This window comes from Chryseobacterium sp. MYb328 (assembly GCF_037572595.1).
Taxonomy (GTDB): Bacteria; Bacteroidota; Bacteroidia; order Flavobacteriales; family Weeksellaceae; genus Chryseobacterium; species Chryseobacterium pennae.
The window spans coordinates 44,098-67,468 of record NZ_JBBGZQ010000016.1 but is presented as its reverse complement, the minus strand read 5'-3'; the positions used below and the strand labels follow the sequence as shown (position 1 = coordinate 67,468).

20 protein-coding genes are annotated in these 23,371 nt (G+C 36.8%); 2 read left to right on the top strand and 18 right to left on the bottom strand.

The genetic code is table 11. From position 1 onward, the window contains the following. Positions 1-21 precede the first annotated feature (21 nt). Entirely contained in the window at positions 22-3,360 is a 3,339-nt protein-coding gene (locus WH267_RS15895; RefSeq protein WP_340009617.1) for a DEAD/DEAH box helicase, read from the top strand. 249 nt (positions 3,361-3,609) lie between these two features. On the opposite strand, the gene WH267_RS15890 is transcribed toward WH267_RS15895, so the two are convergent. From WH267_RS15890 to WH267_RS15860, 7 genes are all read right to left on the bottom strand, one after another. Beyond that, entirely contained in the window at positions 3,610-4,914 is a 1,305-nt protein-coding gene (locus WH267_RS15890) for a T9SS type A sorting domain-containing protein (protein WP_340009616.1), read from the bottom strand. 160 nt (positions 4,915-5,074) lie between these two features. Beyond that, positions 5,075-5,959: a leucine-rich repeat domain-containing protein gene (locus WH267_RS15885; RefSeq protein WP_340009614.1), complete on the bottom strand. Its 885-nt coding sequence runs from the start codon at positions 5,957-5,959 to the stop codon at positions 5,075-5,077. A gap of 65 nt (positions 5,960-6,024) precedes the next feature. After that, complete coding sequence (locus tag WH267_RS15880) at positions 6,025-7,200, bottom strand: acetyl-CoA C-acyltransferase (RefSeq protein ID WP_340009612.1); 1,176 nt, start codon at positions 7,198-7,200, stop codon at positions 6,025-6,027. 163 nt (positions 7,201-7,363) lie between these two features. Beyond that, a complete protein-coding gene (locus tag WH267_RS15875) occupies positions 7,364-7,864 on the bottom strand; it encodes an endonuclease V (RefSeq protein WP_340009610.1) in 501 nt (166 codons plus the stop codon). Positions 7,865-7,950: 86 nt separating this feature from the next. Beyond that, positions 7,951-8,310 carry a glyoxalase gene (locus WH267_RS15870; protein ID WP_115968888.1) on the bottom strand — a complete coding sequence of 120 codons (360 nt, stop codon included), beginning with the start codon at positions 8,308-8,310 and terminating at the stop codon, positions 7,951-7,953. 1 nt (position 8,311) lies between these two features. Further along, positions 8,312-8,755: a GNAT family N-acetyltransferase gene (locus WH267_RS15865; RefSeq protein ID WP_340009606.1), complete on the bottom strand. Its 444-nt coding sequence runs from the start codon at positions 8,753-8,755 to the stop codon at positions 8,312-8,314. A gap of 152 nt (positions 8,756-8,907) precedes the next feature. Then, positions 8,908-9,948: a M28 family metallopeptidase gene (locus WH267_RS15860; protein ID WP_340009604.1), complete on the bottom strand. Its 1,041-nt coding sequence runs from the start codon at positions 9,946-9,948 to the stop codon at positions 8,908-8,910. A 234-nt stretch (positions 9,949-10,182) separates the two neighbouring features. Here WH267_RS15860 and WH267_RS15855 point away from each other — a divergent pair, with 234 nt between their 5' ends. Next, positions 10,183-11,322 (top strand): aminotransferase class I/II-fold pyridoxal phosphate-dependent enzyme, encoded by a 1,140-nt coding sequence (locus WH267_RS15855; RefSeq protein ID WP_340009602.1) that lies wholly within the window; start codon positions 10,183-10,185, stop codon positions 11,320-11,322. A gap of 221 nt (positions 11,323-11,543) precedes the next feature. On the opposite strand, the gene WH267_RS15850 is transcribed toward WH267_RS15855, so the two are convergent. The 11 genes from WH267_RS15850 to WH267_RS15800 form a co-directional block, all read right to left on the bottom strand. After that, on the bottom strand, positions 11,544-14,270 hold the full coding sequence (locus tag WH267_RS15850) for a sodium-translocating pyrophosphatase (RefSeq protein ID WP_123319350.1): 2,727 nt from the start codon (positions 14,268-14,270) through the stop codon (positions 11,544-11,546). Between the two features lie 356 nt (positions 14,271-14,626). Continuing rightward, a complete protein-coding gene (locus WH267_RS15845; protein ID WP_045496234.1) occupies positions 14,627-15,238 on the bottom strand; it encodes an inorganic pyrophosphatase in 612 nt (203 codons plus the stop codon). Between the two features lie 16 nt (positions 15,239-15,254). Beyond that, a complete protein-coding gene (locus tag WH267_RS15840) occupies positions 15,255-15,767 on the bottom strand; it encodes a DUF7935 family protein (RefSeq protein WP_123319351.1) in 513 nt (170 codons plus the stop codon). A 36-nt stretch (positions 15,768-15,803) separates the two neighbouring features. Then, positions 15,804-16,700: a phytanoyl-CoA dioxygenase family protein gene (locus tag WH267_RS15835; RefSeq protein WP_228455701.1), complete on the bottom strand. Its 897-nt coding sequence runs from the start codon at positions 16,698-16,700 to the stop codon at positions 15,804-15,806. A 109-nt stretch (positions 16,701-16,809) separates the two neighbouring features. Further along, positions 16,810-17,721 carry a hypothetical protein gene (locus WH267_RS15830; protein WP_340009598.1) on the bottom strand — a complete coding sequence of 304 codons (912 nt, stop codon included), beginning with the start codon at positions 17,719-17,721 and terminating at the stop codon, positions 16,810-16,812. Continuing rightward, a complete protein-coding gene (gene radC, locus WH267_RS15825) occupies positions 17,718-18,395 on the bottom strand; it encodes a RadC family protein (protein WP_115968895.1) in 678 nt (225 codons plus the stop codon). Before radC ends, WH267_RS15830 begins: the two co-directional genes overlap by 4 nt. A 21-nt stretch (positions 18,396-18,416) precedes the next feature. Then, entirely contained in the window at positions 18,417-18,995 is a 579-nt protein-coding gene (locus WH267_RS15820) for a murein L,D-transpeptidase catalytic domain-containing protein (RefSeq protein ID WP_340009595.1), read from the bottom strand. 13 nt (positions 18,996-19,008) lie between these two features. Then, a complete protein-coding gene (locus WH267_RS15815; protein ID WP_115968897.1) occupies positions 19,009-19,677 on the bottom strand; it encodes an ABC transporter ATP-binding protein in 669 nt (222 codons plus the stop codon). A 112-nt stretch (positions 19,678-19,789) separates the two neighbouring features. Then, entirely contained in the window at positions 19,790-21,388 is a 1,599-nt protein-coding gene (locus tag WH267_RS15810; protein WP_340009594.1) for a 2-oxo acid dehydrogenase subunit E2, read from the bottom strand. A gap of 83 nt (positions 21,389-21,471) precedes the next feature. Continuing rightward, positions 21,472-22,473: a pyruvate dehydrogenase (acetyl-transferring) E1 component subunit alpha gene (gene pdhA / locus WH267_RS15805; RefSeq protein ID WP_045496217.1), complete on the bottom strand. Its 1,002-nt coding sequence runs from the start codon at positions 22,471-22,473 to the stop codon at positions 21,472-21,474. A gap of 316 nt (positions 22,474-22,789) precedes the next feature. Next, positions 22,790-23,221, bottom strand: coding sequence for an NIPSNAP family protein (locus WH267_RS15800; RefSeq protein ID WP_340009592.1), 432 nt, complete (start codon positions 23,219-23,221; stop codon positions 22,790-22,792). Positions 23,222-23,371: the final 150 nt, after the last annotated feature.

Genomic DNA, 23,371 nt, shown 5'->3' with positions numbered 1-23,371 from the left:
AGTTTGTTCCCATTAATTTTTATGGCAGAATATATTCTTGAAAACATCAATCTCAGTACACTTTCCGTATATGACTTATTAAAACATACCACAGAAAGTGCATTTGTCGGGATCACAGGTTTTCATGAAATTTATCCTGTTACCATTGAAAATAACACCGGAATTTTCACAAAAAATTCTTCGCTACAGGATTTCCCAGTGGTTTCCATAAGCAGAATTGGCAATTCACTACTTTGCAGCTGCACCTGTGATAACTCTAAGGCTCAGCTGTGTTCACATCAGGCAGAAATTATCCACTGCATTCTGGAAGAGAAAAAGTACAGGATTTTCTTTGATGATATACTCCGTAAAAATACATTACTCCCCAGAGCTAAAGGGTATGGTTTAGAAAATGAACCTGACCTTGATCAATATTTTGAACTGCAGATCTCAGATGGTAAACTTGAAATTTCTCCAAAGATCAGGGAAATGCTTCCCATGGATGAGCTGATGTTCCAAAGAGACCTTCTGCCTCAACTTCCATCTAAATTAGATGAGCTGGCTATTTCAGAAACAGGTAAAAAGCAGATATTGGTTATCGGTAAACACCGTTACTACAATCATCTTGTATTTTCCCTTATGGAAGCAGAAATCACACAAACCGGCAAAATTAAAAATCCTGTAACTCCGGTAGATGCTATGCAATTAATATGGAAAGCCGAGAAACCTCAGGATATAAAGTTCTATACCGCTATTTCTTCATTTCAGAACAATTACAATGAAGACTATAATTCCGCTGAACTGGAGGCTTTAAAACTTATTGTAAAGAATCCTCTTGATCTGGATATATATTTTCACGATCGTGAAATCGCAGAAACAATCTCCGCAAAATCCCTGACCTCTATTAAACTTAATACTTTAGATGCTGAGATCCAACTCTCTGTATTTAAGAAAGATCCATTTTATGAAATTACCGGAGAATTACTCTTTAATGATTCTTCGGTCCCATTTAAAAATGTAATGATCAGGAATGAGTATTTCATCTATAACAACCAGACATTCAACTTAGTAGATAACGCTGATATGCTCAGGGTTATCAGATTTTTCAAAGCAAATAATGAGATTTTGCTCATTCATTCTTCAAAATATGAAGGGTTTATGCAGGGAATCCTATCTACGCTTGAAGAACGTATCCATATAAATTACAGCTACATACAGACCGCAACGAAAGTACAGCTTAAAGAAAAGAATTTCGGAACAGAAAAAATTATTTACCTTCGCCAGCAGGAAAATTATATTGGGATTACCCCAGTGATGAAGTATGGAGAGGTGGAGGTTCCTGTGTATTCCAGAAAACAGATTTTTGATACTGATCAAAACGGAAATCTGTTCAAAATAGAAAGAAACGATGCCGCAGAAGCATGTTTCACTTCTTTGGTGATGCAGCAGCATCCTGACTTTGAAGAGCAAATGGATGGCTATCAGTATTTCTATCTGCACCGGGATAAATTCCTTGATGACAATTGGTTTCTGAATGCATTTGAAACATGGAGAAATGAAGGTGTCATTATTTTAGGCTTTAATGAATTAAGAAATAACAAACTGAATCCTCATCGTGCAAAGATCAATATTCAGATCACCAGCGGACTGGATTGGTTTAATGCTAAGCTAAAAGTAGGCTTTGGACAGAAAGAAGCCACCTTGAAACAACTACACCGAACAATCCGCAATAAAAGTAAATTTGTTCAACTGGATGATGGCAGCCTTGGTATTCTTCCTGAAGAATGGATGGATAAAATTGCAGCTTACTTCCAGGCTGGAGAAATAGATGAAGAACTCCTAAAAATCCCCAAAATCAATTTTACCGAAGTCTCTTCTCTTTTTGAAAAAGAAATACTGAGTACTGAAGTACAGGATGAGATTTCCACCTATTCCACCCAGTTTTCAACGGTTAAGAATATTCCCCAGGTCAGTATCCCCACTGAATTAAGAGCTGAGCTAAGAGATTATCAGCATGATGGACTCAATTGGCTCAATTTCCTTGATAGTTTTAATTTCGGAGGATGTCTCGCCGATGATATGGGACTCGGAAAAACCCTTCAGATCATTGCTTTTATTCTCTCTCAGAGAGAAAAAAGAGGAAAAACCACCAATCTCGTTGTGGTTCCTACTTCCCTGCTTTTCAACTGGCAGGAAGAGATCAGCAGGTTTGCTCCTTCCATCAAAGTATTGTTACATTATGGTCCCGACAGGCAAAAATCAATCAATCATTTTTCAGATTATGAAGTTGTACTTACCAGCTACGGAATGTTGCTTTCTGATATCCGTTTCCTGAAAACATTCAGTTTCAATTATGTTTTCCTTGATGAGTCACAAACCATTAAAAACCCTAATTCCGAGAGATATAAAGCAGCCCGGTTGCTCCAATCCAGAAACAGAATTGTACTCACCGGAACTCCGGTTGAAAACAGCACCTTTGACCTTTACAGCCAGCTTTCCTTTGCCTGCCCCGGATTATTGGGAAGCAAACATTACTTTAAAGATATCTATGCTATTCCTATTGATAAATTTGAATACAGCAAACGGGCCCTGGAGCTTCAGAACAAAATAAAACCATTTATTCTCCGCAGAACAAAAAAACAGGTGGCCAAAGAACTTCCGGAGAAAACGGAAACAGTTATTTATTGCGAAATGAATGCTGAACAGCGCAGAATTTATGATGCATATGAAAAAGAACTCCGTGAATTCATTGCTGCTAATGATGACGATGATCTCAACAAAAACAGTATACACGTTCTTACAGGCCTTACAAGGCTCAGACAAATCTGTAACTCTCCTGTACTGATTAAAGAAGGGTATTCCGGAGAGCATGCCGTAAAAATTGAAATTCTGATGGAACAGATCCTTGGAAAATCAAGAGACCACAAGATTCTTGTATTCTCTCAATTCGTAGGAATGCTTGATTTATTAAAGCCTGAACTGGAACGGCATGGAATTCCTTTTGAATATCTTACCGGACAAACCAAAGACAGAGGTAAAAAAGTGACTAATTTTCAGGAAAATGAAGATGTGCGTGTATTTTTGATAAGTCTAAAAGCCGGGGGTGTCGGACTTAATCTTACCCAGGCTGACTATATTTACCTGATTGATCCATGGTGGAATCCTGCTACTGAGAATCAGGCTATAGACCGAAGTTACCGTATAGGACAGACTAAAAACGTCATTGCTGTCCGTATGATCTGCTCCAATACAGTGGAAGAGAAAATCCTCGCCCTTCAGAAAAAGAAGAAGCTATTGGCTGAAAATCTTCTTAAGACTGATGGAACTAAATTTCAGGGGCTATCAAAACAGGACCTGCTGGATATTCTGGATCAGAAATAAAGGATTGGGATTACTGGTTGAAGAATCTTTAGGACCTAGCTAGAGCTATTATACAAGTAACATTCCCAATTCATTTCCGGGAGGAATATCCTGTTGTTTGTGCCTGATTAATTTAAAATCGGTAAAATCCCCGCAGACACAACACACATCCATTTAATTTTCAAACACATACAATAAAAAAACAAAACCGACAGATAGAATCTGCCGGTAAAAAACAAAAATTGATATGGATATGATTAGATATGTGTTTTACTTTTTTATAACCTTTTCGGTGATTATTTTTTTATTTTTTGTCTGAATTTTAATCAGGTAAGTTCCCGGAATAAAGCCGTTCATATTTACCGTATCAGAATTTCCTTCTGAAATTTTCTGGCCTGCAACAGTATAAATCTCATACTTCTCCAGTCCTTCTTTTACTCTGATGGTTATATTTTCATGGGTAGGATTCGGATATATTTTTATTTCAATGGATTTGTCTTTAGCAACTTCAGCAGTGGAAAGACTTTCCGGCTTAATATTGATGGTATAATCTTCCACCTGACCGATAACCCATCCTGAAGGACACGGCAGATTTTCCAGTGTTCCCATCCATGAGTTGGATTCATATGCTTTTACCAGTCTGAAACGTGTATTTCCCAATAATGCATTAGCTGGAATAGTGATTGTTTCGGATGTAATTCCTGATTCATGACCTGAAACCGGATTTGAAGCATCCAAATATCCCAGATTAAATTTTTCATCAGCATCAAACTGATTATTATGATTAAAATCAATATAAGCATAAGCAGAAACCGTTGTCTGACCATGAGTTCCACCTGTTACGGTTATCGGATACGCATTTCCACGGCTGGCATTAAAAATAGTTCCCGTAAAGTCTTCAATAACACTTGAATTTCCGTCAATCTGGCTTTCATTTGTTATTCCTGCGAATTCCACCTTGCTTATTTCACTTACGGTAAGACTTGTTATCCCCTCAGCCCCGCAATAAGGAAATGGAAAAGAAGTATTATTTCCGGAAATATTCACTGTATAATCTTCGGTCTGACCAGCTCTTAATCCTGAATCACAGGCAGAATGAATAGAGTTTTCAGCATTGGGATCTGAATAGGCCAATACATTTGTATTTTTAAGGACTCTCATTCTTTTACTTCCACCAGATGCGTTGGCCGGAACCGTAATCGTGTTATCAATTGTGAAAGCATTTGCCGGATTAGCGGCTTCCAGCCTTCCTATATAAAAGCCTTCACCGGCATCATCAAAGTTTCCATTCCCATTAAAGTCGATATAAACCATTACATCACTAGGAAATGTACTGGAAGGACCTTTTACTGATATCGGATAGGTATTTCCTGCCACCAGATCAGTTACGAGTGAAGTAAAATCTTCATATTCCTGTACAGTGGATGAATTGGTGGTTGAATTATTGTTGATGTTACCAAAAGTAACATTGCTGATCATATTACTGCCTGCATCATATTGAAATGTTGGAGTGCAATACTGGGCATCCATCAGCCCACATAAAATGACAGCAGAAAGAGTAGTTATTTTTTTCATAGAGTTCTTAATTTTTGATGAGACAAATTTATATTTATTTAGAATCAATAAAAATAAGAACATGATGATATTTATCAGTTTACTGATATTTAGCTTTGAATTATTTTAAAACAAACAATAAAATTTAAATTAATTATATAATTATCAATATCTTAATTCATTATCGAGATGAAATAATTTCTCTGGCCTTCTGCTTAAATTCCTCATATTTTTCAGAATAAGCTTTTAATTTCCTATTAAAATCAGGATGATTACGCTTAATTTTCCCCTCACCTTTACCAAGTAAACTTACATATCCCTGATCTGTATAATCCTTATTGGCAAACAAAGGCCATGAAGTTTCATTTACAAAGCCTTTTATAATTTCTGGTTTTGCAACTTCTAAAAAAGCGTATTCTCTGCTATCTAAGGTTTCTCTTGGTATTCTTATCTCTAAAAGCTTTTCCAGTCTTAAAAGAGATGTAAAGGCTGGAAAAGAAGCCTTAAGAGTAACATACATAACACTGAGAATTTCAAGTTTGGGAAGATCTTCTAAAAAGGAGAAGCTTTCTATAGGCTGCTTCCAGTCTAAAGTACCATCAATATGAAGGTATTTCAGGTTCTTAATTCCTCTTAACCCATCAAAACCGGAGACCTTTCTCAGATTTTCAAGATGAAGTGCTTTCAGCTCCGAAAGTTTTTGCAGTGGAGAAAGGTCTGAAAAGCCTGAGACATATTCCAAAGACACTTCTTCTAAGTTTCCCAAAGTACTGATAAAGCCAATGTCTTTAGTACGGAATGATTTTATTCTTAACCTTTTAAGACTCTTTATCTCACTGATAGCTTGAGCCTGATCAGGAGTAGGTTGATCCAGGGTTATTTCTTCAAGATTGGGACAATCAAAGATGAGCTTCCAGTTTTGATGGTGCTTGCCTACTGTTAAAACTTTAACTGATTTTATATCTGTCATTTCTTTGTCTACAGAATAAGATGCAGAATGATGGGTTGGAATTATTTTCCAATAATGATCTATATTGCCTAATAATCCTTCAGATTCCTGTTCCATAACTTCATATTTCTTTATTGGAATAAATTCTTTTAGCGGTCTTTTATCCTATAAAATTATGTTTTTTAATTCAAATTCTCAATAAGAACCGCAGATGCGCCGCCACCGCCATTACAAATCGCTGCAATTCCATATTTTCCGCCTTCCTGGCGCAGTACATTCACTAATGTTGCCATTATTCTCGCTCCTGATGCCCCAATCGGATGTCCTAGTGCCACTGCTCCACCATATACATTTACCCGGCCCAGATCATATTCCAGAATCTGCTGATTGGATAAAATCACTGAGGAATACGCTTCATTGATTTCAAAATAATCAATATCAGCTAAGCTAAGCCCGGTATTTTTCAAAATCTTATGAATAGCAACAGAGGGAGATGTTGTAAACCATTCAGGAGATTGGGCAGCATCTGCATAGGCTATAATCTTTGCCAGTGGTTTGAGATGATACTGCTGTACAGCTTCCGAAGAGCCCAACAAAATGGCAGCGGCACCATCATTCAGATTGCTTGAATTGGCTGCTGTGAGCATACCGTCATTTTCAAACGCAGGCTTCAAGAGAGAAATTTTTTCAGGAATAAGTTTATCAATATCTTCATCCCGATCTATAATTATGGTCCCTTTCTTATTTTCAGCAGATATCCTGATCAGTTCCGAATTGAACTTGTTAGCCGACGCTGCTTCCTGAGCTCTTTTATAAGACAGTAATGCATAATCATCCAGCTGTTGTCTTGTTAATCCATATTTTTTCACTCCCAATTCCGCAGCACTTCCCATATGAAAATCATGATATACATCCCATAACCCGTCTTTAATCAGCCCATCTGTAAGGGTGGCATCTCCTAGTTTCTTCCCATGACGGAGATAATGGTAATGAGGCACATTGCTCATACTTTCCATTCCTCCCGTTATCACAAGATTTTCCATTCCGAGCTGGATTTGTTGTGCTCCGATCATCGTGGCCTTCATTCCGGAAGCACATACTTTATTTACAGTGGTAGCATCTTTATCTACCGGAATTTTTGAAAAAATGGCGGCCTGCCTCGCTGGTGACTGCCCCACCCCTGCACTCAATACGTTTCCCATGTATACACTGTCTATATTTTCTGGAGAAATCAATACACTTTCATAGGTTTTCTGTATAACTATCGCTCCCAACTGAGGGGCAGTAAAACCAGATAAACTTCCCATAAAACCTCCGATAGGAGTTCTTTTTGCTGCAATGATAAATACTTCTTTCATAGTTTTGTTTATTAAAATAAATACCAATCGGTATATTTATATTTAAAAAAATTCCGCTCTTATATTCAAACGGATTTAATTACAAATATAATAAAATATACCAATCGGTATATTGATAAGGTAAAAAAATCTTATCCAAAAATAGATAAGACAAAGTATTGAACTATTCTCTGCTGAGCTGATCAAGTTTTTTCAGTAAGGTAGGAATTCTGAAAGCGCCATGCATCTGCTCTACATCAAGTGTAATCTGATCCACATCAACTCCTTTGGCAGTTACAAAAAGTGGTGTTTTACTATCTCCACGAAATACACTTCTTCTTTGAGAATCTGGAGTGGTAAACTCATTCTTGGCAACTCCCACTATAGGAACCTTACCCTGCAGAACTTCATAGAGATGCCCTCCTAAACCAATTTTACCTTTATCATCAAGAGTGACATATCCGTCCACAATAATGATATCTTCTTCTTTTAAAACTATTTTACTTAATAAACTCAGAATACAAGGCAATTCCCTCTTGTAAAAGGCTCCGCTTTCATATTCTGAAGTAATAGGCGTCTGCTCTGTAAAGATTTCCACTTCACGATCGGATTTCCAGCCTTCAAATGCAATACATACAGTATTGGCATAGTCTTCATAATAATAGGTATCAAATGCGTAAATCATTTTGTTCTAATTGTGCTGACAAGATACATTAACTATTGATGGCAAACAAAAAGTATGTACAAGTAATGAATGCAGAATTCTCAGGATTAAAAAAATTCACCAAAATGCCATAATATCCCTGAGGGATCATGTACAAAGCATTCTTTTCCCCAATCCATAGTTTTTACAGGAATAATTCTTACATTTTCATATTTATCCTGAAGCCCTAAGGCAAGAAGTTCTTTCCAGAATTCTTCTGTATCAGCAACTTCCATAAAAATCATCGTATTATCAATCCAGTCTTTTGCATAATAGTCCTGAAGATAAAACCCTGTTTCTTCTCTTATAAACAATGACAGCTTAGGCTCAAGGATTACTTCTTCAAATCCCAGATCTCTGTAAAAATTTCTGCTGACCCCGAAGTTCTTCGCTCCGATAAAAGGTCTGATGGATTTCAATTGTCTCATACTATTTATTTTTCCAACTCTTGAGGGTCATTTCAAACTTGATTTCTTTTTCCCCGTGTATTCCGATTTCTTCCCAGCCTGATTTTCGGTAGAAAGTTTCTGCTCTTGTCTGCGGTGAAGTTCCAAGCCAAATGTTCTCTTTTGTATGTTCAAAATACCAATCAAGCATTGTATTGTGAAGTTTTCTTCCAATGCCTTTGTTTTCAAAATCAGGATGTACAAATAATGCCCAGATATTATGTTCTTTCAGATCAACAATAGAAAATCCTACAATTTTGTCGTTTACTTCACTCACCCAGCCTTTTCCTCTTTCAAACATAAACAGTTCACAATCTCTGTCTGTAACCAAACCTGGATCTGATAAGGTATTTTCTTTCACAGAGTTTCTAACGATCTGAATTTGCGAAATATCTTCTGGTCTGGCTTCACGGATGATCATATTCATAATAAATTAAATTGAGTTCAGCATAAAACAAAGGTGCAAAAAACATGTTAATCCATTTGATTTCCAAGAAAATAACTAGTCTTAAAAATCTGAATCCATGAAATCCTGCACCTCTGCATATATCATTATCTTCCAGCTTACACTGGTTATCTTTATTTTTTATCTACCACAATCCTTTCTGCTCTGTTGGCAATATCCCATGCAGTGGTAAATACAAGCTGAGTTCTTTTTTCCAACAGATTATAGTCGATCTTGTCTGGGTCATCTGTTGGTTTGTGATAGTCTTCATGAATTCCGTCAAAGAAAAACGCTACAGGAACATTGTTTTTAGCGAAATTATAATGATCTGAACGGTAGTATAACTGTTGAGGATCATTAAGATCGTCATATTTATAGTTCAGCTCAAGATTATTGGTTCTTTTATTAGCAGCTTCGTTAATTACTTTAAGCTGGGAACTTAGCATATCAGAGCCTATTACATAGACATACTGTTTTCCTCTGTTATCCGGATCATCACGCCCGATCATATCAATATTAAGATCCACAACCGTATTAGCCAATGGGAAGACAGGATTGTCTGTATAATATTCCGAACCGAATAATCCATGTTCTTCTCCTGTTACATGAAGAAATAAAACAGATCTTTTAGGTCCATTACCCGCTTTTTTAGCTTCCTGGAAAGCTTTAGCCATTTCCATAACGGCAACGGTTCCGCTTCCGTCATCATCAGCACCATTATATACTACGCCATTTTTTGTTCCTACATGGTCATAATGTGCAGAAACCACTACAATTTCTTCAGGCTTTTCGCTTCCTTCGATAAAGGCCAGGATATTTTCAGAATCCGGAAGGTTACCTCCGCCTCTTTTCTTCATAAACTCTGAAGGAACTTTCTGATAATAAGAACCTAAGACTTTAGGATGAGAAACGCCTAGGCTTTTATAGTAGTTAACAATATACTCCCCCGCTTTTTTCTGTCCTTTACTTCCTGTATCACGGCCTTCCATATCGTCAGCAGCAATAACGTATAAGTTTTTCTTTAAATTCTCAGCTTTGATCATACTATAGGCATTCGTAAACGCTTTATTATGATTTTTAGAAACCGGATTTGAGGATGCACCATCAGCAACCTTCGCTGTTCCGCAACTCATCATCAGAGTAAGGGCAAATAACGGAATAAGTAGTTTTTTCATACAGACATAAATTTCTTAAAAATAACATTTTTTATTGAATCTGAAACATATAATGCAATATCACGATAAAGAATACCGGTTTTTCAGGTATCGTTAATAAAATTCCCGTCTATTATTAAATGCTTCCCTGCCAATAGGAAATATTTAAAAAACCAAAACAAACATTAACATATTTTAAAATATACATCCAATACGATATCAATTTTTTATTACATTTGAACAAAAACAAAATAAATGAAAGAAATTTTCGGATTTACTCATTATTCCTTTTTTACAGAAATGTCTGAACTGGCTTTAAAACATGAGAGCTTTGATCTTTCTTTAGGCCTGCCTGATTTTGATATTGATGAACGCTTAAAATCCTTTTTAAAAGAATCTGCAGATCTGGACACTCATAACTACGAGCCTCTTGCAGGAAATCCTTTGCTGATTACAAATATTATCGGTTTTAATACAAAACGGAAAAACAGTATTCCCTTACAATCAAATGAAATTACTATTGTACCCTGCGCAACCTTTGCTTTATATACCGCACTCAAATCTATTTTAAATCAACATGATGAAGTTATCATCATCCAACCTTCCTATTACACTTATGCACCGGCCGTTGTGATGAACGGTGGCATTCCTGTTTATTATGACCTGGAGCCTGACTTTACCATAAACTGGGACCTCTTGAAGACCTGCATTTCTGAAAAAACGAAAGCAATTATCGTCAATTCTCCACAGAATCCAACCGGTAAAATATGGAAGCAGGAGGACTGGAATCGGTTATATGAACTGATAAAAGACCGGGATGCCTATCTGATTTCAGAAGAAATATATGACACGTATTGTTATGATGATGCTGAGCATTACAGTTCATTTATTCATCCTGAGCTCAAAGAAAGAACATTTTGCATTTTTTCTTTTGGTAAAATGTTTCACACCTCAGGATGGAAAGCCAGTTATATGCTTGCCTCTGAAAAATTAACTGCTTTATTCAGAATCCACCAGCAATATATTTCCTATAGTGCTAATGCTCCCGCTCAGTATGCACTGGCAAAGTATCTTGAAGTATTTGATCCTTCGGAAAATAAAGCAATGATGCAGAAAAAACGGGATATCTTTGATGAAATGCTTAAAGAAACCCCCTTACAAATTGAAAAACAAGCTGAAGGAAGTGTTTTTCAGGTAGTCAACTTCAGAAATGTTTCCAAAACAATGACTGATGTGGAGTTTTCAAAATGGCTGACCATTGATAAAAAAGTAGCCTGCCTCCCACTTTCTGCCTTCTATAACTCCAGACAGAATTCAGATTACATCCGGTTCAGCTTTGCTAAAAAGGATGAAGTGATCATCCAGGCACTGGAACATCTTAAAAAAAATCTATAATAATAAACTAACTTTTTTGGGCTGGACATATCCTAGGGATAAAAAGGTTCTCAGTAAAGGACACAATATATTTTTGCCAAGAATACCAAATAAAAAATTAGTGAATCCGTGGCAAATAAAATGATCATGTTAAAATTCAGGTTGTAATGACCTAAATCTTTGTCCAAAAAGCATAAAAAAAGCATCGCTCATGCGATGCTTTACTATTATCTATATTGACATTAAAGAGCCAGAACCCTTACATCAATTCTTCTATTTTTAGCCTTACATTCGTCAGTATCATTAGCTTCACAAACCGGATGTAGGGATCCATACCCTTCAGCTTCTATTCTATCTGCAGATACTCCCAATTCCAATAGCTTAAGTTTAGCTGTTTGTGCTCTCAGATTAGATAATTTTTGGTTACTTTCTTCATTACCACTATTATCAGTATATCCTCCTAATTTTATTTTCAGATCAGGATAAGCGTTCAGAATTTCTGTCAGATTATTCAGCTGTAGCTCGTACCCTGCTTTCAGGTCACTTGATCCTGTTTCAAAATAGAGGTTTTCAATCGTATACCATTTATTAGGATCCAGAACAGTTTTGTCTTTCTGATTAACAGCATTGTAAAGTTGATACAGCTGGCTGGTTTCTCCCAGTTCTATTATTTTCCCACCTTTCAGTTTTACTTTTTGCAGATTTCCGGTTTCATATACAAAGTCTCCGTTTTCATTTAAATGCCCTTTCACCTCACCGGGAGCTGCGGGAACTTTAAGATCTGAAGCTGTTCCAGCTGCTGCTGAAACTCCTGTTAAACTTTCTATTTTAGCTTTTCTGTTCGCTTCAATTTTATCTTTATGTAAAACGGCTAAAGTAGGTGCAATAACCAAGGAAACAATTGACATCAGCTTAATCAGAATATTCATTGACGGTCCTGAAGTATCTTTAAACGGATCTCCCACCGTATCTCCTGTTACTGAAGCTTTATGAGGCTCAGAACCTTTGTAATAGGTCTGACCATTGATATCAACACCTTTTTCAAATGATTTTTTCGCATTATCCCAAGCGCCACCCGCATTATTCTGGAACATTCCCATCAATACACCACACACGGTAGCTCCGGCAAGAAATCCACCAAGCACTTCAGGTCCAAAGATAAATCCGATCAATAATGGTGAAATAATGGCAATAGCTCCCGGTAGCATCATCTTCCGGATGGATGCATCGGTAGAAATGGCAACACATTTTTCGTATTCAGGCTGGGCTTTTCCTTCTAAAATTCCAGGGATTTCACGGAACTGTCTTCTTACTTCTTCCACCATGGCCATAGCCGCCTGTCCCACTGCAGTAATGGCTAATGAAGAGAATATAAACGGAATCATTCCACCAACGAACAGCCCTGCCAAAACATCTGCTCTGTAGATATCAATACCGTCAATACCTGCAATTCCAACAAAGGCTGCAAATAAGGCCAGAGCTGTTAATGCTGCAGAAGCAATCGCAAACCCTTTTCCCGTAGCAGCTGTTGTATTTCCTACAGCATCCAGGATATCTGTTCTTTCACGGACTTCTTTTGGGAGTTCACTCATTTCGGCAATACCTCCTGCATTATCTGCAATAGGTCCAAAGGCATCAATTGCCAGCTGCATGGCTGTTGTTGCCATCATTCCTGCTGCTGCAATAGCAACTCCGTAAAGCCCGGCACATAAATAAGATCCGTAGATTCCACCTGCCAGTACAATAATCGGAAGTAATGTTGATTCCATTCCCACGGAAAGTCCACCGATAATATTGGTAGCATGTCCGGTTGAAGACTGTCTCACAATACTGGAAACCGGTCTTTTTCCCATAGCGGTATAATATTCGGTGATAATACTCATGAGGGTTCCAACAACCAGACCAACCATTATGGCCCCAAACACACCCATTTTAGTAAATTCATGACCTCTTAGAATCATTTTTTCAGGGAGAATATAAGTAACCAGAAAATAAGAGGATATAGCTGTAATGACAATACTACCCCAGTTTCCTAAATTCAATGCATTCTGTACACTGGAAGTAGATGACCCTTCATTATCATTGATCTTCACAAATAAAGTTCCTATCATTGAAAAGATAATTCCTGTTCCTGCAATAAGCATAGGCAGAAGAATTGGAGCAAAACCTCCGAATGAATCATCAGAAATTGTTTCCCTTCCCAATACCATTGTTGCCAGCACGGTAGCTACATAAGATCCGAAAAGATCGGCTCCCATTCCTGCAACATCCCCTACATTATCTCCTACGTTGTCTGCAATAGTAGCAGGGTTTCTTGGATCATCCTCCGGAATTCCTGCTTCTACTTTTCCTACCAGGTCAGCTCCAACGTCTGCTGCTTTTGTATAAATACCACCACCTACTCTTGCAAAAAGAGCAATGGATTCAGCTCCAAGGGAAAATCCTGTAAGAATCTCTATGGTTGTTTCCATTTCGTGAGAGTCTACTGTGGCTTCCGGTGCAAAGATCTGTTTAATAATTAAAAACAAAGCTCCTAACCCTAACACCGCAAGTCCTGCAACTCCCATTCCCATAACGGAACCTCCTGTAAAAGAAACTTTAAGAGCCTTTGATAGCGAAGTTCTTGCTGCTTCTGCAGTTCTTACATTGGCTTTAGTCGCGATTTTCATCCCTATAAAACCAGCTGCTGCAGAAAAAATAGCTCCCATCACAAAGGCAAGCCCTATACTCCAGTGAGAATTGGCATTGCTTGATCCCATTACTGCCAAAAGAATGGCGACAATGACGACAAAATAGGCTAAGACTTTATATTCAGCTTTTAAGAAAGCCATGGCACCATCAGCAATATGTCCGCTGATTGTTTTCATTTTTTCATTTCCGGCATTCTGTTTACTTACCCAGTTGCTCTGAAGAAATGTATACACCAAAGCTACGACACCAAAAATTGGCACTAACACAAATAGATCCATAGTTTAATATTTTTTTGGTAATAGAAAATTAAATATAATAAATAATTACCATCAAAGCATCAAAAAAAACATGGACTTATCATTATCAATCAAAAGAATTTTAAATATGAATATTGATTTCTCTTAAAAATATGCAATATGAGAATCAATATAAAAGCTTATAGAATGAGGACTGAAAATGGTTTTGATTTTGTAAACAATTAAGGTTTAAGCAATAAAAAGCACTTCAAAGGGACAGCCTTTCATCATTAAATCCTTCAATAACTTCCTTCTTCCAGCCCCCAGTTTTCTTAATTAACAAAAAAGGATAAACAGTTTCCCGTTTATCCTTCTTGTATTATTTACATCAGAGAATCTTATCCTCCGAATTTATCTGCATAGTCTGTTTGAGAAGCTTTGATTACTTTTCTAGCATGCTCAGCACCGTAAACCTCCTGAATTCTGCATTTTGCAGGCTCGTCCGGCAGGTTTTTATAGGTTAGGAAATAGTGCATCAATCTTTTTACTTCTGCTTCCGGTAACTCAGTAATATCTCTGAAGTGTCCGAAAGCATGGTCATTGATCATTACAGCAACAATTTTATCATCAGCTTCACCACCGTCAATCATTTTAAAACCACCGATTGGAATAGCTTCCATCAATAAACCTCCAGCGTGGATATTGTGAGAACTTAAAACACAAATATCAAGCGGGTCATGATCTCCCATTGTTACATCAGTAGCCCCTGCTTCTACAGCAAGTCTCATCACTTCTTTATCACAATATGTTCTTGGAACAAAACCATACAAAGCCGGGATGATGTTAGAGAATTTCTGAGGCCTGTCTACTTTTAAATATCCTGTTTCTTTATCTACTTCATATTTAATAGTATCTGAAGGAACAATTTCCACAAATACGTTTACAACATTTGGCGCATCTTCTCCTGCAGAAATTCCATGCCATGGATGTGCTTTAAAATTTGGAATCATTATTTATCTGTTATTTTTAAGTTATTATTAAAATTTCTTTTCTTAAATCTTCAATTGTTTCAGCAACGTAATCATTGCTTTCCATATAATTCATGATGAAAATGGTTTTGAACTCATCCAGTTTCACTTCACCCTTCAACCCATCATAAGTCTTATGAAGAAGGTCAATAATGGCATTTTTAGAGTCTACAATATTCTTCCAGGAATTCTTCGTTATATAAAGCTGCTGAGAGGAATTGTATTCAAATTCTTCATTAATTGCTTTTTCTGTAAGGAAAATAAACTCATGAACCGCCAATCCTTTATCAAATCGCTGAATCAGGTTGGAAGGCTTTATCCTGTCCAGAAATAAAGTCATCCTCTCATAAGAGTGAGCTTTGTTTTCTGAATTAGATTTCACAGTAAGTAATTTGAGTTCCTGGTTTTTAAGAGTAATATACGAGTGTACAAATTGTCTCAGCAAAACCAGAAAAGGAATTGCAATAATTAATGCAAATGCATACGGTAGATATCCTGAAAGACTCGTCATAATTTTAGGATGCAAAATTACTAATATTTTCTGATATTACAGTTCAAATAATGCGGGTCTTTGTGTAACTTCATGGTAGCATACACTGTTTTCGTCAAAAAAGTGATATACCAGGCTTTTCCGGGTTCTGTTTTTATCAGTATGTGGCTCTCCCCCGTGAAGAATATTAGCATGCCAGATCAGCATATCTCCTTTTTTCGCCCTGAAAATTTCTTTTTTCAAACCCAATTCTTTGACTTTATTTTCAAGAAATTCTTCATATGCCTTATAGCTTTTCTTCCCTATTTTTAAAGCAGTTCCTTCATTATCATAGTCCGAGTTCAGGAAATAAGGCAGTTTATGGCTTCCCGGAATATAATGCAATGCGCCATTGGTTTCATCTACATCTTCTAATGCAATCCATACTCCTAAAAGTCCTCCCAAAGGAAATGTTGTCATGTGAATACTGTCGGAATGGGTCTTCTGCTGGCTTCCGTTAATAAAATTGATACTTTGAAACAATTTAGCCTTACCATCAAGCAAAACAGATAGAAATTCAAGGAAATTTTTATCGCTTCCGATATTTCTGAGAATTTCCGAATGGTGAATTGCAAACATCAGTTTCCCACCGTAACGAAATTTTAAGGTTCCGTCTTTCATCAGCTTTTCAATCTCAAGATTGATATTTTCTGCTGTTTCCGGGGTAATAAAGTTTCTCAGAATCATGTAGCCGTTATCATCATAATGAAGAGCACTTTCTTTATTTTCTTCTGATAGTTTTTTAAAAAAGGCAGTAGAAGAAAGCTTTTCTTCAGCAATACTTCTTTCTGTCTGCGGAAGGTGTGAAAAATCTTTACTTGAAATGCTCGAAAAATAGCTTTTGCTGATCCCGTATTTTTTATATAATGGAATATTATGCTTTAATTTACTTTTTTTAAAGAAATTATAAAGCATATAGGATAATTTATAATTACGAATTTGTTGTAACATGACGGTTATATAACTGTTATAAAGGTACGGAATAATACTACATTAGAACCAATCTAAACAATGCTTTTTATCATTAAAAAATCCTTCCTTTTAAAAATAAAGATCCTAATTTTTTAAAAAGGTCTTTTTTGGAACGCTCAATAATGGCATAAGGTTTCAGCTCTGGGCGAAATCCTCTGAAAAACTCTTCTATATTTGGAATATCTCCCCCTTCAAAATCAAAGATATGGGTTGCAATGGTTTCTTTAATCATCCGGTCAATCAGAACAGAAGCTCCGGATAGCTTTACATATTCTTTATCACTGAAATTCCCTAAAAGCGCCACCATACCACAGTCTGAATAAGTAGCAATAACATTGATGATTTTCCCTTGATAGTAGAAAGCTAGAAACTTCAGATATTTCAGACTGTAGAAAGTTTCATAGATATCCATAAATCCGGCTAGATCACTTTCTTTACTCAATCCTATAATATTGGATTCTATAAAAGGTTTCACTTCACCATAAGAAACGCTTCTCAGTTCCGAATGATCCCAAACTTCCTGATCCAGCCTCAGTTTTCTCTTCCTTTTGGGTGAATATCTTGTATAGACATCCTCATAGGCATCAGGATAAATCAAAAAATTTTTCTTTATTCTGAAAGGTGTACGAAGTTCATTGCCATCATTAAAAGGATATGCTCTTATCAGATAGTGACTTTCCAGATAATCTAAAAATTTCTCATTAAGATTCACATCATCCTTTTCGGAAAAAACTCCTAGCTGTTGACAAAGCTTAGGATTATGAACTATTTTGACACCATATTTCCTCACAAAAGGAATGGGCATTACTGCTTCATAATCGTTATATACAAGTATTTCCCACTGTTTCGGTGCAGTGGTATCCAAAAAGTCTTTTGCAGCAGAGTATTTTCTTTGTTCAGAACGGTCTAAACACTGAGAATATTTCACAAAATCAATTTCATTGTATTTCAATCTTCTAATCATAATAATCCTGCGTCTGAAAAGCTAAAATAGGAATTCTGTGTAATGATAATATGGTCTAAAAGCTGGATGCTTAATACTTTTCCCGCTTCTTTTATTTTTTGTGTAATGTTAATATCTTCTTTGCTTGGTTTAAGGCTTCCTGAAGGATGATTATGGGCGATAATTACTCCTGTTGAAAAATGTTCAAGGGCTGTTTTAAACAGCACCCTTACGTCTACAATAGACTGACTGATTCCTCCCTGGGTAAGCTGCGAAATATGTATCACCTTATTGCTGTTATTCAGAAAAATGGCCCAAAATTCTTCAGTTCTTAAATCTGATAATTGGTTTTTCAGAATTGCATAAGCATCATGACTGTTACCGATAATTGATTTTTCAGGAATTTCCTGTCCGGCTCTTCTTCTTCCGATTTCAAGCGCTGTAATAATAGAAATAGCTTTTGCCTCTCCTATGCCTTTGAATTTCATCAGATCCTGAACAGAAAGTAAGCTTAGCTGATGCCAGTTATTATTGACGGATGCTAAAATTTTCCTTGACAGTTCCAAAACGCTCTCTTCCCTATTTCCGCTTCCCATAATAATGGCTAAAAGTTCAGAATCGGAAAGTGCACTCTTACCTTTTTGCAAGAATTTTTCCCGGGGTCTGTCGTCTTCTGCCAAAAATTTCAAGGACATAGAATTAAGATAAATTATAGGTTAATAGAAAGTGTATAAGATAATAGGTTTCTCTGATTTGTCAATATATTTTGCTGTTTCTTTAAAAGCATTGATTGAAAGCATTGGGCATCCCAGGCTCAAAGTGGCAGGTTTTTCCGATTCTACATCAGAAACACTGCTAAAGGAATGCAGGACAATAGCTCTTAGCATCGCATTATCATTGGTAGGATCCAGTCCTTTTAAGCGGTAAGCTTTTCCAAATTGTCCAACATAGCTTCCTCCAACTGCATATTTCCCAAGGGAAGACTGATAAGACCCCTCAATATTACTGAATTTCAAAGCATTTGATCCGGAAATTACAGAACCGGAGCCATGAGCAACAATTGCTTTTTGTACTATTTTATTATTTTTCAGGTCGTAAATGAAGTAACGGTATTTTCCGGATGGAATTTTAAAGTTAATAAAAATGGCCAGATCCTGATTGTAGGCTTTATCTTTAATAAAAGTTTTAATTTCTGAAATTCTGGATTGGGGTATACCCAATACTTCTATCTGCTGAGATTCAGCTTTTGAGCAGGAAACTAAAAGTATAAAAAGAAAAATAAAGTGTTTCATCATATGTGTAAGAAGGCTATTCTATAATCATTCCATCTTTCATAACGAGTTTACGGTCGGTAATTTCAGCCAGATTCGGGTTGTGGGTTACAATCACAAAGGTTTGATTATACTTATCTCTAAGGTCAAAAAACAGCCTGTGAAGGTCATCCGCATTTTTTGAGTCCAGGTTTCCCGTAGGTTCATCAGCAAAGATAATTTTTGGTGAATTGATTAAAGCTCTTGCTACAGCTACCCTTTGTGCTTCTCCACCGGAAAGCTGATTGGGTTTATGATTCAGTCGTTGTTCAATTTTAAGATCCTCAAATAGGGCATATGCCTTCTCCATAGCCTCTCTTTCATTAGCTCCCGCAATTCTGGTAGGAAGTAAAACATTTTCCAAAGCAGTAAACTCAGGAAGCAGCTGATGAAACTGAAATACAAAGCCAATATTCTGGTTTCTGAATTTCGATAACTGTTTGTCATTCATATTGATAAATGATTCTCCTGCGATCTCAATTTCGGTATCATATTTCCCGGATTGAGTAGGATGATCCAAAGTTCCCAGAATCTGCAGCAATGTTGATTTACCTGCACCGGATTCTCCTACAATAGAAACCACTTCCCCTACTTTGATGTGAATATCAACTCCTTTCAGTACTTCTAAATTCCCATAAGATTTATGGATATTTCTCGCTTTAATCATGAGTCAAAAATAGTAACATATTGTTGATTTTACAACAAATTGTCATAACATTATTTGTATTAAAACAAAAAACCTCCCAAATTGGGAGGTTTTATTATTTTCATTCTAGAAATTACAGTAACAAAGTTAATGGATTTTCTAAATATGTTCTTAAAGTTTGTAAGAATTGAGCCCCTGTAGCTCCATCTACCACTCTGTGGTCACACGCTAATGAAAGCTTCATTGTGTTACCCACTACAATCTGACCATCCTTAACGATTGGCTTCTCAATGATTGCTCCTACTGAAAGGATTGCAGAGTTTGGTTGGTTAATGATACTTGTAAACGTTTCAATTCCGAACATTCCAAGGTTAGAGATAGAGAATGTAGATCCTTCCATTTCATTAGCCTTAAGACCTTTGCTCTTAGCTCTTGAAGCCATATCTTTTACAGATGCAGAGATCTGAGTGTAAGACATCTGGTCAGTATTCTTCAATACAGGAACTACCAGTCCATCAGGAATAGCTACAGCCACTCCAACGTTAATATTTCCTCTGTGAATGATCTTATCACCTGCCCAGCTTGAATTTACCTGAGGGTGCTTTCTTAAAGCAATAGCTGTTGCTTTAATGATCATATCGTTGAATGAAATCTTCGTATCTGGAATAGAATTGATCTCTTTTCTAGCTTCGATCGCTTTATCCATGTTGATTTCAACCATAAGATAATAGTGCGGAGCAGAGAACTTACTTTCAGAAAGACGTTTTGCAATAATATTTCTTACCTGAGAGTTTTGAGTCTCTGTATCTTCTCCCTGTACGAAGTTTACCGCAACCTGAGCAGCAGCGCTTGCAGCCGGAGCTGAAGCAGCTGGTTTTGCAACTGGCTGATAGTTTTCAATATCTTTTTTAACGATTCTTCCATTTTCACCTGAGCCTTGAACAGCATTGATGTCAACTCCTTTATCCTGAGCCATTTTCTTAGCCAATGGAGAAATTGCCACTCTGTCAGAAGATGAAGTGTTAGCAGCCGGAGCAGCTTTTTCTTCGGTTTTAGCTTCCGCTTTCTGTTCAGCTGGTTTTTCTGATGCCGGAGCTGCTGCTTTAGGAGCTCCTACTGCTGAAACATCTGTTCCTGCAGGGCCAATAATTGCCAATACTGCATCAACCGGAGAAGCACCACCTTCTTCCACACCTTGCTTCAATAGTACTCCATTGAACTCAGATTCGAAATCCTGTACTGCTTTATCTGTTTCGATTTCAGCAAGAAGATCACCTTCTTTTACTGTATCTCCAACATTTTTGTGCCATTTAGCAACCTTCCCTTCTGTCATAGTATCAGAAAGTCTAGGCATTGTAATCACTTCTACTCCTGCCGGAACTTCTGCGGAAACAGTTTCCACAGCTTCTGCTTTAGGCTGTTCTTCTGATTTTGTTTCTTCAGCACCTGCAGCCGGAGCAGCAGCTCCACCTGTTAATCCTGAAATATCTTCTCCTTCATTACCGATAATTGCTAAAACTGAATCTACAGCAGCTGCAGCACCTTCTTCTACACCAATGTATAAAAGGGTTCCTTCTATTTCAGATTCGAAATCCTGAACTGCTTTGTCAGTTTCAATTTCAGCTAAAATATCTCCTTCCTTTATTTTATCTCCTACTTTTTTATGCCATTTCGCCACCTTACCTTCCGTCATAGTGTCGGAAAGGCGGGGCATCGTAATTACTTCTGCCATAATCTATATTGATTTGAGATTCGAGATTTGAGATTTGAGATTTCAGAAATTTCAAACTTCAAATTTCAAATTAATTTTATTTTTTAGTTTTCTAATTTGTCTAAGAATGGATAATCTTCCTGAGCATACACGTACTCATAAATTTTCTCAGCATCCGGATATGGAGAATTTTCCATGAATTCGATGCACTCTTCAACAAAGTCTCTTGACTTGTTATCCATAACTTCCAATTCAGCTTCTGTAGCCCATCCGTTTTCAAGAATTCTGTGTTTCACCAATTCGATTGGGTCATCATTCTTGTGAACAGCTACTTCTTCTTTAGATCTATAAGGCTCAGCGTCAGACATAGAGTGTCCTCTGTAACGGTAAGTTCTTGCTTCGATAAACGTTGGTCCGTCTCCTCTTCTTGCTCTTTCGATAGCTTCGTAAGCAGCTTCCGCTACTTTTACAGGATCCATTGCATCTACAGCAAGACAAGGCATTTCGTATCCTAATCCTAATTTATAGATATCTTCGTGGTTGGCTGTTCTTTTTACAGAAGTTCCCATGGCGTATTGGTTGTTTTCTACCACAAATACTACAGGAAGCTTCCAGTTCATTGCCATGTTGAATGTTTCATGTAATGAACCTTGTCTTGCAGCACCATCTCCGAAGAAACAGATATTTACAGCTTTTCTGTCAAAATATTTATCTGCAAAAGCAATACCTGCTCCCAAAGGAATTTGTCCTCCAACAATACCATGACCTCCGTAGAAACGGTGCTCTTTACTGAAAATGTGCATAGATCCACCCATACCTCCGGATGTCCCTGTAGCTTTACCACAAAGTTCAGCCATGATTCTCTTAGGATCTACTCCCATCGCCATTGGATGAATGTGACATCTGTAAGCAGTAATCATACTGTCTTTAGTAAGGTCCATTGCATGTGTAAATCCGGCAGGGATTGCTTCCTGACCATTATACAAATGTAAAAATCCTCTGATCTTTTGTTTTAGGTAAAGAGAACGGCATTTGTCTTCAAACCTTCTCCACATTGTCATATCTTCATACCACTTCAGGTATACCTCTTTAGAAAATTCTTTCATGTGTTAGCTCTTGCTTTTTTATGATGAAATAGTTGAGCAAAATTATGAAAAAAACTTTGTTTTTATTGTATGCATAAGTAACTTTTCCTTTTTTCTCTAAAATCTATTTGCAGGCGGAACAGATTATTCTTAATTTTCGACCCTTAGAACCCCCCATAAAACAGCAATTTGTCTGTTATTTTCTTATTGCAATACATAAGAAATCAGCCTGTCAGTATAGTCTTCCGGGCATCATGAATGAAACAGACTATCAAAAAACCACTTGATTTTATTCTCTTCCTCTTTCCTCTTTAATTATTGTTAACATATCTTTTGGTTATTTCAACAGCTTCTTTTCCGGTGAAAAATCTGTAAGCTTCAGTGTTCTGTCTTCAATATTATTGACAAAATCACCATGTAGTTTTGCAGTCTGAGCCTTAATCTCTTTCCATTCTTTATCTGCCATAAAACCCTTCCATGCTATTTTCATTGTGTTTTCATCCTTCCATTCCAGCAAATAGACAAACTCTGTTTTTTTTTCAGACTCTGACTCCCAGATTGACACAATATTGAATCCATACTTTTTCATAATTCTCAAGGCATGATCTCTGAACCGGTCTAAAAACACCTGTCTGTTTTCTTTTGGAATTTCATAAATTCTCAACTGGTGAACAGGAAGTAGTGAGGGCGGAGAATCTGTTGAAGAATAAGTTTGTCCGAAAACAAATCCACCCAGAACAAATATGAATAATGTAAATAGTTGTTTCATTATATATATAAGTATTGATATTAGTTTATTAATCCTTTGTATCAGCCTTTATTATATCTGATATTTCAAAAAATATTCAATGAAAAATCATTCCTTTTATCTTCAAAAACAGAAGTGATTAAAATTAAATATTTCCGGAAATAAAGCGGA